The following is a 14,848-nucleotide window of genomic DNA, read 5'->3' as shown; positions in this document are numbered from 1 at the left end:
AACTTAAACAACGCTGCATCCCACACACAGACGAATAGGCACGAATTTTGATGTTATCACAGATGAAAAACCTGCTTACTGACACAAAAGTGGGATAAAATGTACAAAAAAATACAAAAACTCCTTTTCGCGGTGTTGATCGCAATATGCTGTCCTGAAAACACGTATTGTCAGACAATGCGTACTGGATTTGGGTTTGGGACGGGTGTTGCATTTCCCATGATGAATCAAACCGGATTTCCCTGTAGCATGTTAGATGTAGTATTAAATGATGAAAGCTGCAACATCTCTTTCCGTCTCGACAGCATTCAGATGGGACCTGTTGTAAACGGCGAGTTCTTTATCGGGGATAAACAGGTAGATCTGGTTTTATACGGATCTTTTTTTCCCATGCCGGAAAGACAGGTGCAGAGTACCCAGGAATCCCGTATATTTAATTCTGGAGGTTGGTTAAGTTCATTGCTCCTTGAATTGAGGTATAAAATTTTAGTTAATAAACCATTTGCACCGTATTGGAACGCTGGCATGGGGGCCTTTTATTTTCGTCCTAACGATCATCGCAATATACCCTCAGACCTGTATTTTGACATTGTGGTCGGGATAGGCAGCGAATTTGTCTCCCGACAAAAAGATATTCGTTTCTTCACTGAAATTCGTTTTCAACTTATGCCTTTTCGGGTAAAAAAAGAAAATATTGCCGACGAAATAACGGGCACAGTAAATTTTACTTTTGGATGTCGATTTTGGAAGTGACAAAAAGCTCCTGCACTGCACAGGAGCTTTTTGTAAAAAAATCGCGCCTGTTTGTCAACCTTTTATGACGTTATTTCCACCAATATATAGACCGTCACTTTAACGCATTCCAAATTATGTCACAATTCGACGAACATCTGGTGCAGCGGGCGCGAAAAGGGGATAAAACAGCATTCGGTCAGCTTGTTGAACAACACCATCCATCTGCGCTTCGAGTTGCCATGCGTCTCGTCAACGACAGCGATATGGCTCGACAGCTTGTGCAAGAAGCCCTCTTACAAGCTTATTTGTCGCTTGACCAATTGAAAAAAAATACCGCATTCAAAAGCTGGCTCTACGGCATTGTGCTCAACCTCTGTCGCCAGCACCTGCGTCAAAATCGGCAATGGCGAGAACGATCTGATTGGATACGAGATACGTACGATCCATGCCCCGATCCAGGTACTGTCTTTGAGGCGCGAGATTTGCATCAACAGGTGCTCAAAGCCATTGACGACCTGCCTCCTCAAACCCGACGGGCAACCCTGTCGTTCTATTACCAGCACATGAGCCTGAAGGAAGTTGCTGCCCTGCTGGACGTATCCATAGGCACAGTGAAACAACATCTTCACCGAGCGCGGACTCGCTTGAAAGAACCTTTGCGCCCCCTCTATCGCGAATACTTTGCCACGCCAAAGTGGGAGAAATCCATGATCACATTACACATCGCCGCCATCGTTCACCATCCCAACGCAAGGGCTGATGTCATCCTATCTGATGAAACTGGTCAACACAATCTGTCTCTATCTGTCGATGCCACCTCTGCTCAGGCATTGATACTCGCTGTATCGAACAGGCCAGCCCCTGGTCTGCATATCTTGACACAGCGTCTCATAGACACACTCGGCGCAACGCTCGAATCCGTTACCCTCAAGCAACTGCCCGAAAATATCCCCTATGCAGAACTGACTTTCAAACAAAATACCCGGATTAAAAGCCTCAATGCCCACCCGGGAGAAGCACTTGCACTTGCAGCCAGTACAGGCGCGCCCATAACGGCCCAACCCGAAATCCTCGAAATATCCAATCGTGCAAATGACGCGCTTGCCCTGAGCCAGCCCGCTGTGTCAGTACCCCTGACAGATGACAGCATCAAAGGCAAAATCGTCGGCAAAAACGGTCGCAACATCATCACCTACGAAATCCTCACAGGCGTCAAACTCATCGTCAACGCCACCCCTCAAACCGTCCACATCGTCTGTTCTGATTCGCAAAAACGCGAAATTGCCAAACGCGCACTCTCAGAGCTTATCTCATTGCACCGCATCAATCCAAACCGCGTAGCAAAAGCCGTCGCAAATGCAAAAAAAACGTTGATATCCGACGCGACACAACCCATCGATGATGTAAAACTCTTTTTTACTTTGCCCGAAGGAAGACCACCCGAAGTCATTACAGTCTCAAACGAGCAGGTCAAAAAACGGTTTATTGGCTCACAAGGACGCAACGCACTTGCTTTTGAGGCCGCCACAGGTGTTCAGGCATTCATAGCCGATGCCTTACCAAAAAAAATAGCCATCTGGTCTTCTGACACCGACAAACTCGAAGTCGCGCGCCTGGCCTTAGAACGAATCGTCGCTAAAGAAACCATCAATCCCGATATCATAACAGAAATCGTTTCCTCCTGCAAAGCCCAACACTATCTCAGAGCGTAGTCGTGTACTCTGCTTCTTGATATGAGACCCGGTTCTGGGTATATTTATCACAAAGGACTTACCCGCCAAATTCCCGGAGGAATATAGTGAACAAAACAATCAGACGCACGCCTGATGGAAAGCCCGAAAGGCGCACACCCGATGAAATGCTGCGCGATGCCGTGTCAGACGATACCGATATTCCCGGCAAAGGCAAGCCACTCGATTTAAAAGCGTATTTTCGCCCTGATGCGGAACATCGCATGGCGGGTAAAATCCTGCGCGACAACAATGTGCTTCCCGCACACCTCCAGGAGCGCAAAGACGCGGAAGAACACCTCAAAAATGCCGACGAGCACCTGCAACGCGCAACCGAAAAAATCGCGCCATTGCAAAAAGCTATTCGCCCCCTTGCACAAACACTCATCCGCACATTTTCCTACGACAAAGAAATGTGCGAAACACTTGGCCTGAATGCACTCCCCGAAAATTTTCATCCTGACGCGGAAACGCCGCCTGCGAGCGCATCTGATCTCCTGGGGACCATCAGCACCTTTGACCAATTGTGCAAACAATACAATGCACGGGTGCGCGACCTGACATACCGCTACCTCGAAAACCTGCGCCTCGCGCACGAAAATATCGAAGCCAGCAAAAAGCGGCAACTTGTCAACCGCTCGCTTTTGCCAGCTTATGCACCCATTGCCAAAGTCGATATCGAAGCGCAGAAAGAATACATACAAACGCGTTTCCCCCTCCTGCCCGAACGCCCACGCGACTGGGAATCGCGGCTCAAAACATGGCTGCGGTCTCAAAAGCCAACTCTCTGGCACCGCATGTTCAGATCTACCTGATCCACTCCTATCTTGTCTTGACGCATTTGCCAAATTCTTGTAATTTATAAGTAAGTAAACACTTCCTTTTTATCAGGAGTTGATCTGTGGCAAACGCTTCCGAGATAAATCTTCTGGAATTCCCCCCTCAGCACATTTTGGATGGCCTTATTCCATCGCACGAAACGGTTCAATTATCGGCCAGTACCGACATCCGTCTCGATGGCACGTATGGCATCGCTTATCTCCTCGCCACAGACAAACACTTGTTCGCAATTAGCCCCAACGGCGATTCGACACCACACACAGAGCGCATCCCGCTTTCAGAAATTACCAATCTCGAAGTCAAAGACCTGTTTGGCAACAGCTTACTCAAAGTCCGCACCGGAACCACAGGTGCCACACTCGCGCGATTTACCAAAGGCCATAACCAGAAATTCAATCGGATAACGCACCGACTTGAGGCTCTTGTAAAAGACGCGCGCAAAACCGAAGACAAAATCGCCAAAGGCCAACTTGGACGCGCGATTTCGGGCAGACGGTGTGACGTGTGCGGCACAATTATTTCCCGCAGGGTGGGAGTCTGCACCAACTGTCTCGACACCCGCAAACTGCTGTATCGCTTGCTCGCCTATGCGCGTCCCTTCTGGAAACTCGGAACTCTGAGCCTTGTCCTGCTCCTCACCTCGACCTTTATTAGCCTTACCCCACCGCTTTTGATGCGCGACCTCATCGATGGTGTACTCGCACCTTCGGCAACATATGAAACGACCTTCTTCCGCGACATCACAAACAGCATATTTGGGATACCTACCGGATACCAAATCCTCTATTTCCTCGTGGGCCTGCTCCTGCTGATCAATCTCTCGCAATCGGGCCTTCGCGCCATACGCTCGTATATCCTATCCGTTCTTGGACAGAAAATCACCTATAACCTCAGAAATGAGGTCTATCAGCACCTCCACCGACATTCTCTCAGCTTCTACAACGAACGCGAAACCGGCACCATTATGGCCAGCATCACCCAGGATGTGGGCCGCCTGCAAGATTTTATCAGCGATGGCCTGCAAGAAATCATCCGCGACATCGTTACCATCGCCTTTATATGCATCATTCTCTTTGCGATGAATATCAAACTCGCCACCCTCGTTTTAATCCCCACCCCCCTTCTGATTATTGCAACCCTCAAATTTGGTCACCGCCTGCATCGCACCTATCGCGGCCTGTTTCGGCGTTGGGCTGCCATCAGCGCACTCCTTGCCGACACCATTCCCGGCGTGCGCGTGGTCAAAGCCTTTGCACAGGAAAACCGCGAAGTGGGTAAATTTCAGACGCGCAGCGAAGACCTCCTCAAGGGCGAAATCAAAATTGCGGGCATTCGCAGCATCTTCAGCCCCGTCATGGCTTTTATTACATCTATCGGAACGCTGATTATATGGCTCGTGGGGGGCACCTCGGTTCTCGACGGCGCATTGACCCTGGGCAACTTTGTGGCATTTACGCAGTACATGTGGCGTTTTTACGGCCCGGTTGAAAGCCTCTGCCGCCTCAACCACCGCTTCCAGAGAGCCGCATCTTCTGCCGAACGCGTCTTTGAAGTGCTCGACACACAACCCGACGTAACTGACAGGCGCTCCGCATACACCATGCCCGCCATTGAAGGGCGCATCCAATTTGACGACGTGACATTTTCTTACGAAATTGGCAAACCCGTTCTCAAAAATCTCAACTTTACCGTTGAACCCGGCGAAATGATCGGCCTTGCCGGGCATTCTGGCGCGGGCAAAAGCACCCTGATCAACCTGATTTGCAGATTTTACGATATCGAAGAAGGCACGATTTTAATCGACGGACGCGATATCCGCGATGTCACCCTCAAATCCCTGCGCGATCAGATCGGCGTCGTACTGCAGGATCCCTTTCTCTTCAATGGTCCGATAGCCGAGAACATCGCATACGGCAACCCCGATGCGTCACTCGATGAAATCGTCGCAGCCGCCAAAACAGCCAATGCCCACGAATTTATCCTCCGCCTGCCCGATAGTTACGACACACCCGTAGGTGAACGCGGCGTTCGGCTCTCGGGCGGCGAAAGACAGCGCATCTCCATTGCGCGCGCGATCCTGCGAAACCCGCGCATTCTAATTCTCGATGAAGCTACCTCCAGCATGGATACCGAGACAGAATCACAGATTCAAGAAGCCCTTTACAGACTCGTGCAAGGGCGCACGACCTTTGCCATCGCCCATCGCCTTTCCACGCTCAAACACGCAGATCGCCTCTTCATCATCGACAAAGGCGAACTCGCCGAGATGGGATCACACGCCGAACTCATCGCCTACGATGGTATTTACGCGCGTCTTTGCCGCATGCAAACCGAACTGTCCAAACTCCGCGCGTGGTAACGAATAAAGGTATATAAATGTCTTCACTCCCAAACCTGACCGGCGACCTCTCCCTTCTCTCGCCCCGCGACATTCGCCTGTATCTCGACGATTTTGACGATCTCACACTCGACCTGCGCGGTGAAATCCACGAGCGGATTGGTGTACAGCGCGCTTTCCCCCTCAACGCGTCCACAAAATTTATTGTGCTACAAAATCCAGATGGCAGCGAAATAGGCATAGTGCGCGACATGGTCGATCTCGACCCAGACAGCCGAGATGCATTGGAAATAGCACTCGAACAGGCATATTTTATGCCGCGCATTCTAAAAATAAATAGCATTGTTTCCAATTTTCACGTCCCCACATGGGATGTGGAAACAGATCGCGGGCATCGCGTATTTGAAATCCCCAGCAGCAAACGCGACGTGCGCGTAATTGACGACGTGCGCGTGATCTTGCGAGACGCCGATGGCAATCGCTATGAGATCGTAGATTACCGCCGCCTCGACCCCGATAGCATTACATTCGTAGAAACCATTGTTTGAAACTTCTATCTGAGGAACAATTGCACTACTATTTTCGTCAAAACCAAAATGAATTGACACGCCTGTTCGCGCAGATTGTATTAGTAGAAAGGAGGAGGCATGAAACTCAGTGAATTTGCCATTAATAAACCCATTAGCACCATTATGATTGTGCTCAGTATTATGATGATGGGTTTTATATCCCTATTCAGGCTGCCGCTCGAATACCTGCCCAGCCTGACATTTCCGCGCATCTTTGTCTCTGTCAATTATCCCTCCTCTTCCCCGGAAGAAATTGAGCGGTTCATCACGCGCCCCATCGAGGAAATCCTCGGAACGCTGTCGGGTGTTGAAAGCATAAGTTCCTCATCCAGCGGATCCAGTGCGCGCGTCGGCATGGAATTTGCGATGGATGCGGACATGGACATCATCGGTGTTCACATCCGAGACCGCCTCGATCAAGTTCGCGCCGACCTGCCCGCCGATGTCGATCGCATCGACATTCGCAGCTTCGACACCGAAGACTTTCCCGTCCTCGAATATTCCCTCACCTGGCTTGGCGAAAACAATCAGGAACTCGTCAATGTGTTCAATCAAATGATCCTGCCCAGAGTGCAGCGTCTCGAAGGCGTCGCCAATGTCGCACTCGAGGGCCTGCGAGAAAAAGACCTCCTCATCGAAGTCGATCAAAAAGCCATGACAGCCTATAAGATGGATTTCCGCACCATCAATCGTGCCCTGAATAGCAACAATATCAATATCTCTGCGGGGTATGTCACCGAAGGCAACAAACGCTTCGCCGTTCGCAGCATGGGCGAATTTGAAACCATTGACCAAATTCGCGATCTGCCCATTCGCCCCAATCTCACCCTCGACGACATTGCCAATGTCACATACGATTATCCCGAATCTCGCAGCTTTGAACGCCTCGACGGGCGCCCCTCGTTAAACCTCGAAGTTCAGAAAGCCTCAACGGCCAACATGGTCGATGTTTGCAAACTCGTGCGCGACGAACTCGCCCTCATCCACTCGGAAGTCGGAAAAGAAAAGCTCCGCATGCACATGGTGCGCGATCGATCCATCGACGTGACAAATAGCATCAAGAGCCTCAGCCAATCTGCTATTCTGGGTGGTCTGCTGGCCGTCATCGCCATCTTTATTTTTCTTCGCAACTTCCGCAGCACGCTCATCATCGGCTCTGCTATCCCCATCAGCGTGCTCACCGTATTCCTGATCATGTATTTCATGCGCCAATCCGGATCGAATATCACCCTCAATCTCATTTCGATGATGGGGCTGATGGTCGCCATTGGTATGCTCGTCGATCCCGCAGTCGTAGCCCTTGAAAATATCTTTCGCAAACGATTTGAAGAAGGGCAAGATGCCAGGCACGCCGCGCTCGAGGGCAGCGATGAAATCGGGCTTCCCGTCCTCGCCGCATCGCTCACGACCATCTGCGTATTTATTCCGGTCATTTTTGTCACCGATTCGCGCACCTCGCTCTTCATGCGCGACTTTGCCATTACCGTAATAATAGCTGTTATTGCCTCGTTTTGTATCGCGCTCTCACTCATCCCGCTGGCAGCCTCACGCGCATTCAAACACGATGGCCAACTCCTCGATCGCATTCTCAAGAGCATCGTCGGCCTTGTAGCCGCACTTGGTCTGGGTACTCTTATTTATTACACGGACTTCAGCAAAATTGATTACGCGGGTCTGTGGGCAAATTTTAATAAGACCATCAGCGGACTTCCGACATTTGCCAAAATCGGTTTTCCCGGCGTCATTGCACTGGTCGTCTTTCTCTATTTTCGCTACCGATCAATCGGTCCCAAAGCTCTATATGCCAAATTGGTATCTTCTACGCTTCACTATCGATGGGCAACCCTGTCGGCTGCATGTGTCCTGCTCTTTATGGGCAACTATATCTATGGAAAAGTAGAACAACAACCCTTCCGCTATCAGCCCAGTCGCGCTGTAAGGCTCACCATTGAAATGCCCCGCAGTTACGATGTGGATCAAGCGCGTGAGATCTTCAAAATTGCCGAAGACATGCTCATCCCCTTAAAAGACGAACTCGACATCGAAGCCATTGGCAGCCGATACAGTGGTCGGCGAGGCACACGCCTGACCCTTTATCTCACGTCAGCAGACCAAGGCAAACTCACCACAGATGAAGTTCAACGCAAAGTTATGGCCCTCCTGCCCAAAGACATTCCAGGTGTGCGTTTCAAATCCGGCGGTGGTCGCGGTAGTTCTGCTGTGGGAGCGGGTGTTCAGCTCAAAGGGCGTAGTCAGGAAACACTGGCCATTTTGGCCGAAGACATTGAAACCAGCATGCAGGACATGCCCGGCGTTCACGAAATACAGACCAGCCTCGAAAGTGGAACCGAGGAAATTCGCGTCACGGTCAATCGCGAGCGCGCACAGCGCTACGGTCTCTCGCCGCGCGATATTGCAAACACCATTGCCTCTGCACTCGGCTCGCGCGGTGGCTCCAACTTCAAAACCCCAGATGGCGAGATCGACATCACAGTGCTGCTGCGCGAAGAAGACCGCGCCACCCTCGAACAACTTAAAACAACGGAATTTGAAAGCGACAACGGCGGCATGGTCACCTTCTCCAGCCTGGCGAATTTTGACCTGACAACGGGCACCAACACGATTCGACGCGAAGACCGCATGTCAACAGTGACGGTTTTTGCCAACACAGACCAGCAGGCGGTATTTCGCGTGGGCCAGATCATGAAAATGCGCATGGAAGGCGTACCCCTGCCCAAGGGATATACTTATGAAATGGACCGCCGCTTCAGATCTATGAATGCAGAACAGAACCAGGACTACGAGACTTTGATCCTGGCTCTCATTCTCATTTACATCATCATGGCCTCGCTCTTTGAATCCTATGTCCATCCGCTCACCATTATGTTCTGCATTTTCTTCGCATTCATCGGCGTCGCGCTCGGTCTCTACACCTTCAAAATCGCCATGGACAGCAATGCCAAATACGGCCTCCTCGTGCTCTTTGGCATTGTGGTCAACAACGGCATTGTCCTGGTCGATCACATCAACAGATACCGAAAACAGGGACTTACTCGCCGCGATGCCATTATCCGTGGAGGGCAAGACCGCTTGCGTCCGATTATGATGACCGCCACGACGACCATCATAGGTCTGATGCCGCTGGTATTGCCGATGCTCTTCGGCAATGCCGAAGGCACCTCAAGACGCTGGGGACCAATTGGCCTGGTGGTTATTTCCGGACTATCCATCTCAACAATTTTAACCCTCGTGCTCCTGCCCACGGTCTATTCCCTCATGGATGACCTCTCCCAATTTGCCAAGCGCGTCACAGCCGTAGCACGCGCGTAATAAAAAAGCCCCAGGCAATCTGCAAACCATGATCGCCTGGGGCTTTGCGTCTTTCCAGGAAACGCACTAAGCTTCCTCGCGTTGCACCTCCGCCGTTTCATCTGATAATCGATCAACCCCTTGTATATCACTACCCGCATCGCAGTCAGCTTTAAAAACAGCGCCATCTTCAACGATCAAGACGCCCGTTTGAATTTTCCCAATAAAAGTGGCTTGCGACTGCAAATGCACTTTTTCTTCAGCCACCAGATTCCCCACAATGCGCCCGCTGATCAATGCGTCGCGCACCTTCACATTGGCCTCAATAACACCCGACTTCCCCACAATCAGCGTTCCGGATGACTCGAGTTCCCCCTTCAAGATCCCATCCACACGCACGCCAGCCGCAATTTGAAAATGACCTTCAGAGACTGCCCCACGTCCAATAATGGTATTCATGGTCTTGTCAAAATTTGTGTTGCGATCCATGGATCTCTCCTCCAAAAAATTTATCAGCATCCACATAATATAAATCACATCATTTCGAGTCAATTTCTTTCTTCGAACTTTCCGCTTGACAAGCATTTTTTACGGGCGTACTTTGCGAGCCGTTTTACACCCCAAACCGAGGAGAAACTGTGGCATTCACAATTACCAAAACCGTCCGTCCAAACGCCGTGTGGCAAGAAATGTATCTCCAGATACAAAAAGATCAGCGCGTAATTATCACAGCAGAGGGCCTCTGGTCTCCCGAGATGCGTCCGCTTACCATTGTCTGGTGTGGACCCGATGGCATTGAAGGGCGTCCCGCCAATGATCAATATCTCTTGCCCGGCACAAATGTGGGGGCACTCGTTGGACGCATTGGCGACAGCCCCATTCTTTCAGTGGGCAATTATTTCGATTTTTTTTCGCCCTACGAAGGCCCGCTATTTCTCGCGATGAATGAAAATCCCGAATACCACAGCCAGGCCGGTTCCCTCCACGCGCAAATCATCTTGTTTGACCTGTGAAACTAATCCGCTTTTTTGCCCGAGAATACGCTCTTTCGGGACTGTTTATCGCCTTGCTACTCGGCTTGTGGGAAATAGTCGTGCGAAGTCTCGACATCGCCGCATTTATCCTCCCGCCACCCTCGCAAATCCTGTCCAAATTTGCCGCATCCCATCGCCTCCTGCTCTCTCACGGTCTCGTCACACTCACCGCAGCCCTCGGCGGCTTTTTCACAGGCGCATCATCGGGGCTACTTTGCGCCATAGCAATGGCCCGTTCCCGCCTGATCGAACGAATGCTCTATCCACTGGTCATCTCCACCCAAACCTTTCCAAAAGAGGCACTGGCCCCTGTCTTTGTCATCTGGTTTGGGTTTGGCCTTTTGCCCAAAGTGATTATTGCGGGCCTCATTTCTTTTTTTCCCGTTGTGATCAACACCACGCGCGGTCTCTTATCCGTTGACAAATCCATCCTCGACTTAATGCGATCACTCTCGGCCAGCCAACGACAAATTTTTTTTAAAGTGCGCTTGCCCAATGCCATTCCCTATCTTTTTGCCGCACTCAAAATGTGCATCACGCTCAGTGTGATTGGCGCGGTAGTCGGCGAATTTGTCGGCTCCAGTGCAGGTCTGGGCCACCTCATTCGGCTCGCCAATTCAGAACTCGCCACCGATTTGATGTTTGCCGCTCTGCTCGCACTCGGGTGTATGGGCACGGGCCTGTTTTTGCTCGTTGACGGCCTCGAAAAAACAGCCCTGCGCCGTTGGGGCGGCGCCGTTGAAACCATAGGTCGATAACAAATCTACGAATCTACGAATCAGCGAATCAACGAATCAACGAATCAACGAATCAGCAACGGAGTTTGTAACAACTTGGGGTGGTAGAGCGGGGTTCGTCTATTCGTCTATTCGCGCTTTACAAACAAGGAGTATTCCCATGCAAAAAATATTCATCGCTCTTGCCCTCGCACTCATCACCCTGTCCTGTACGAGTACAGACAAGACACAGGTACAGTTCATTCTCGACTGGAAGGCGCAGATGGAACACGCGGGCTTTTTTGTCGCCAAACAAAAGGGGTTTTACGAACAAGAGGGACTTGAGATCGAAATCCTCGAAGGCAGTGGTGCCCCCACTTCAGCTCGCGTCGTGGGCAACGGCACCTACAAACTCGGCGTGGCCAGCGGATCGGCAACTGTTATGGCGAGGGTGCGCAACATTCCTATTGTATCGCTCGCAGTAATCAATCAGCAAACCCCAGTGGTCGTTTATTCACTCGTAGAAAAAAATATCACAACACCGCAGGACCTGATCGGCAAAAGCATTGGCGTCAATATCGGCGGCACGAAACACCGCGAATTTCAAGCCTTCTTGCGCCACCAGAATATCCCCGAAGAAGACATACAACTCATGGGCATGAGCGAAGCCAGCCCGGCGCCGCTCCTCGCAGGCCAAGTCGATGCCATGCTCGGATACACCGAAGATCAACCCGTCACAGTCGAACTTCAGGGCCACGCGGTCAATCGCCTTGCCCTATCGGACTACGGCATCGATGTCTATAGCACCAATATCATTGCCAATGAGTCTTTTCTCAAAGAAAATCCCGATCTGGTCAAACGCTTTTTGCGGGCGAGCCTGCGCGGATGGCAACACGCCGTCGATCATCCCGAAGATGCGGTAGCAGCCTACATGGCCGCGCGTCCCGAAAGCGACGAGGCCTTCAATCGCGCCAATTTCAAATATCTGATTCCCCTGTTGCATAGTGCCGACACACAACAACAGGGCCTGGGCGCCCAAACTGAAGCAAAGTGGCAACAAACACAGGATATCCTCCACAGCCTGGACATGATTGACCAAAAAGTCGATCTCAACCTGCTCTTCACCACGGAATTTATGCCCGAGTGAAATCGGGAGCTAACCGCGAGCCAACCGCCTGCTCATAAGCATAAGCCAGGCGCAAAATCCGAGCCTCGTCATAAGGTTTGCCGATAATCTGCAAACCAATGGGCAAAGCCTCATCAGACCACCCACACGGAACCGACACCGCGCATAAACCCAAAAAATTGACCAGCCGCGTTGTCAACCTGACGGGCGCGACATCGACATCTGTGATACGCGGTGCAACCGTCAACATCGTCGGACAAATCACGGCATCCACATCTCGCAGGGTCTCGCGGGCCGAGATCCGCAACTCTTCGCGCCGCTGTAAAACCGCGGCATAATCTGGCGCAGAAAAAGATGCGCCATGTGCAATCCGCGCTCGAATGCGCGGATCCATCATCTCGCCCTGCCGGGCAATCAAATCTCCATGGCATGCATACCCCTCCACACACATAATCATCGCACTGCCGCGCCCCTCGAGTTCTTCGTCTAACTCTTCTCGCGCTTCGGGAAATTGCATTTCCTCCACATCAACCCCCAAATCACACAAAACCCCCGCCGCGGCTTCTACTGAAGCGATAACCTCAGCATCTGCCCCATCGCAAAACGGATCGCGCACAAACCCGGCGCGCAACCCCTTTATATCTCGCTTTAACCCGCGCACCACATCCACCAGCGGTTGATTTAACGTCACCGGGTCAGCCGCATCAGGCCCCGCGATCGCTTCAAACACCAGCGCGGCATCTTCCACAGACCGCGTCAAAGGTCCCATGCTATCCAGCGTCCACGAAAGCGGCATCGCACCAGCACGACTTACCCGTTCCAGCGTGGGCTTGAGACCCACAACACCGCAAAACGAAGCCGGGATGCGGATAGAGCCTCCCGTATCTGTACCCATCGCAACAGGTACCAATCCCGCCGCCACAGCCACCCCCGACCCACTGCTCGATCCCCCCGGTACGCGTTCTGATCCCCAGGAATTCGGTGGTGTACCGTAATGGGGATTCAAACCATAAGGCCCAAACGCGAGTTCCACCATATTGGTCTTACCCATCAACACGGCACCGGCCTGCGAAAGACGCTTTGCGACAGTTGCCGAATCCTCTGGCACAAATGTATCCCATACTTTCGCACCCGAAGTCGTGCGAATACCCACCGTGTGAAACAGATCTTTAAGCGCAATTGGAATGCCGTGCAAAGGCCCCAAATCCGATCCCGACCGCAACATCGCCTCCGCCGCCTGTGCCTCGGCGCGCGCGCGTTCTGCCGTAACTGTAATAAACGCCTTTGTCTGACCACCGTATTCTTCAATGCGATTGAGTAGCGTATCCACCACCTCAACCGGCGACACATCGCCCGCCCGATAGCGCGCGCCCAATTCCGATAGGGTTGCAAAATGTATATCCAAAGTCAGATATCCTCCCCGGGCGACCACGTCACCCGTCCGGCAATCATGTCCTCTAACAACACAAGCTCCCCACCGCGTTCTGCCGATGCATTGGCTCCCAGTACAGCCGCCAGACTGTTCAGCGCATCGCCATAAGAACTCCGCATCGCAGTGCGATCTCCCTTCCGTATCGCACCGACAAATGCCTCTGCCTGAAACGCAAATGCATTGGGCCGATCATCCCACGCCGCGACTTCTTCACCATTCAACACGACATTTTGCGCCGACCACTCGAAAAGCGCGTCGTCGGCAACCACCGTCACCTCGCGCCGCGCATAATTCACATTGGTCAACACCCGCGATGTCGTCGCATTGGCAACCACACCGCTCTTAAATCGATAATTCACATTATAGGCATAAGGCATATTGATCGGCTCTGGCCCATCACCTTCCGCGCGGTAAAAATAAAACGCCGATACCGCCTCGATATCGCCCAGAAAAAAACGCAGCAGATCAATCATGTGAATGGTATTTTCCACATACGATCCCCCACACAGGGCCATGCGACTCGTCCAGTATCGGATATGCCGTCCGCTGTAAAACAACTGCACCTGTGCGTGCCTCGAAATCCGCGCTTCGAGCATCGCCTTCAAATATTCAGCAGAAGGATAATAGCGACTCATGAACCCCACCTGGGAAACAATACCCGCCCTATCAATCGCCTCACAAAACACCACAGCCTGAGCCATATCTAAACTCTGTGGTTTCTCCACAAAAAGAGCGATCCCCTTCTCCGCAGCGATCAACTCCGCATCCGTATGCAAAGCCGGGGGCAAACACACATAAACCCCGTCCAATTCCTCTTTGTCAAACATCTCGTGGTGATCCGTATAAATAGATTTCGCGCCCCAAACCTTTGCCTGCTCAGACACAATGCCCTGATCCACATCGCAAAATGCCTGCAACACCACCTCGCCCTTTTCAGCCAATTGGGATAGGGCTGGCAAATGTGCTTTCTGTGGAATATGGCCCAATCCGATCATCCCTATGCGAACGGGTTGCATATA

12 protein-coding genes are annotated in these 14,848 nt (G+C 51.7%); 9 read left to right on the top strand and 3 right to left on the bottom strand.

Going from position 1 to position 14,848, the window contains the following annotated elements:
• Window positions 1-177 precede the first annotated feature (177 nt).
• The 6 genes from F4Y39_21565 (at window position 178) to F4Y39_21540 (ending at window position 9,542) form a co-directional block, all read left to right on the top strand.
• Window positions 178-753 carry a hypothetical protein gene (locus F4Y39_21565; protein ID MYC16323.1) on the top strand — a complete coding sequence of 192 codons (576 nt, stop codon included), beginning with the start codon at window positions 178-180 and terminating at the stop codon, window positions 751-753.
• A 116-nt stretch (window positions 754-869) separates the two neighbouring features.
• Window positions 870-2,447, top strand: coding sequence for a sigma-70 family RNA polymerase sigma factor (locus F4Y39_21560; protein ID MYC16322.1), 1,578 nt, complete (start codon window positions 870-872; stop codon window positions 2,445-2,447).
• 86 nt (window positions 2,448-2,533) lie between these two features.
• On the top strand, window positions 2,534-3,280 hold the full coding sequence (locus F4Y39_21555; protein MYC16321.1) for a DUF1992 domain-containing protein: 747 nt from the start codon (window positions 2,534-2,536) through the stop codon (window positions 3,278-3,280).
• A gap of 86 nt (window positions 3,281-3,366) precedes the next feature.
• Entirely contained in the window at window positions 3,367-5,664 is a 2,298-nt protein-coding gene (locus tag F4Y39_21550; GenBank protein MYC16320.1) for an ABC transporter ATP-binding protein, read from the top strand.
• 17 nt (window positions 5,665-5,681) lie between these two features.
• Window positions 5,682-6,191, top strand: a complete 510-nt coding sequence (locus F4Y39_21545) for a DUF1854 domain-containing protein (protein ID MYC16319.1) — start codon at window positions 5,682-5,684, stop codon at window positions 6,189-6,191.
• Window positions 6,192-6,290: 99 nt separating this feature from the next.
• The gene (locus tag F4Y39_21540; GenBank protein MYC16318.1) at window positions 6,291-9,542 is read left to right on the top strand and encodes an efflux RND transporter permease subunit; all 3,252 of its coding nucleotides are present in this window, start codon (window positions 6,291-6,293) and stop codon (window positions 9,540-9,542) included.
• A 66-nt stretch (window positions 9,543-9,608) separates the two neighbouring features.
• Here F4Y39_21540 and F4Y39_21535 read toward each other — a convergent pair whose 3' ends face one another.
• Complete coding sequence (locus F4Y39_21535) at window positions 9,609-10,106, bottom strand: polymer-forming cytoskeletal protein (GenBank protein MYC16317.1); 498 nt, start codon at window positions 10,104-10,106, stop codon at window positions 9,609-9,611.
• 53 nt (window positions 10,107-10,159) lie between these two features.
• Here F4Y39_21535 and F4Y39_21530 point away from each other — a divergent pair, with 53 nt between their 5' ends.
• The 3 genes from F4Y39_21530 (at window position 10,160) to F4Y39_21520 (ending at window position 12,418) form a co-directional block, all read left to right on the top strand.
• A complete protein-coding gene (locus F4Y39_21530; protein MYC16316.1) occupies window positions 10,160-10,534 on the top strand; it encodes a hypothetical protein in 375 nt (124 codons plus the stop codon).
• A complete protein-coding gene (locus F4Y39_21525) occupies window positions 10,531-11,313 on the top strand; it encodes an ABC transporter permease (GenBank protein ID MYC16315.1) in 783 nt (260 codons plus the stop codon). The genes F4Y39_21530 and F4Y39_21525 overlap by 4 nt, the downstream gene beginning before the upstream one ends.
• 139 nt (window positions 11,314-11,452) lie before the next feature.
• Entirely contained in the window at window positions 11,453-12,418 is a 966-nt protein-coding gene (locus tag F4Y39_21520) for an ABC transporter substrate-binding protein (GenBank protein MYC16314.1), read from the top strand.
• Here F4Y39_21520 and F4Y39_21515 read toward each other — a convergent pair.
• Both F4Y39_21515 and F4Y39_21510 read right to left on the bottom strand, forming a co-directional pair.
• Window positions 12,405-14,006, bottom strand: a complete 1,602-nt coding sequence (locus tag F4Y39_21515) for an amidase (GenBank protein ID MYC16313.1) — start codon at window positions 14,004-14,006, stop codon at window positions 12,405-12,407. The genes F4Y39_21520 and F4Y39_21515 overlap by 14 nt on opposite strands.
• On the bottom strand, window positions 13,805-14,845 hold the full coding sequence (locus F4Y39_21510; protein MYC16312.1) for a Gfo/Idh/MocA family oxidoreductase: 1,041 nt from the start codon (window positions 14,843-14,845) through the stop codon (window positions 13,805-13,807). The genes F4Y39_21515 and F4Y39_21510 overlap by 202 nt, the downstream gene beginning before the upstream one ends.
• Window positions 14,846-14,848 lie beyond the last annotated feature (3 nt).

The sequence above is a fragment of the Gemmatimonadota bacterium genome (assembly GCA_009838845.1).
Classification (GTDB): domain Bacteria; phylum Latescibacterota; class UBA2968; order UBA2968; family UBA2968; genus VXRD01.
This window is presented reverse-complemented; position numbering and strand designations above follow the sequence as displayed.

Bases quoted from the DNA above. Each gene is read 5' to 3' on its own strand.
- F4Y39_21520 (MYC16314.1), top strand. From the start codon at position 11,453: ATGCAAAAAATATTCATCGCTCTTGCCCTCGCACTCATCACCCTGTCC.
- F4Y39_21560 (MYC16322.1), top strand. From the start codon at position 870: ATGTCACAATTCGACGAACATCTGGTGCAGCGGGCGCGAAAAGGGGAT.
- F4Y39_21545 (MYC16319.1), top strand. From the start codon at position 5,682: ATGTCTTCACTCCCAAACCTGACCGGCGACCTCTCCCTTCTCTCGCCC.
- F4Y39_21540 (MYC16318.1), top strand. From the start codon at position 6,291: ATGAAACTCAGTGAATTTGCCATTAATAAACCCATTAGCACCATTATG.
- F4Y39_21510 (MYC16312.1), bottom strand. From the start codon at position 14,845: ATGCAACCCGTTCGCATAGGGATGATCGGATTGGGCCATATTCCACAG.
- F4Y39_21535 (MYC16317.1), bottom strand. From the start codon at position 10,106: ATGCTTGTCAAGCGGAAAGTTCGAAGAAAGAAATTGACTCGAAATGAT.
- F4Y39_21565 (MYC16323.1), top strand. From the start codon at position 178: ATGCGTACTGGATTTGGGTTTGGGACGGGTGTTGCATTTCCCATGATG.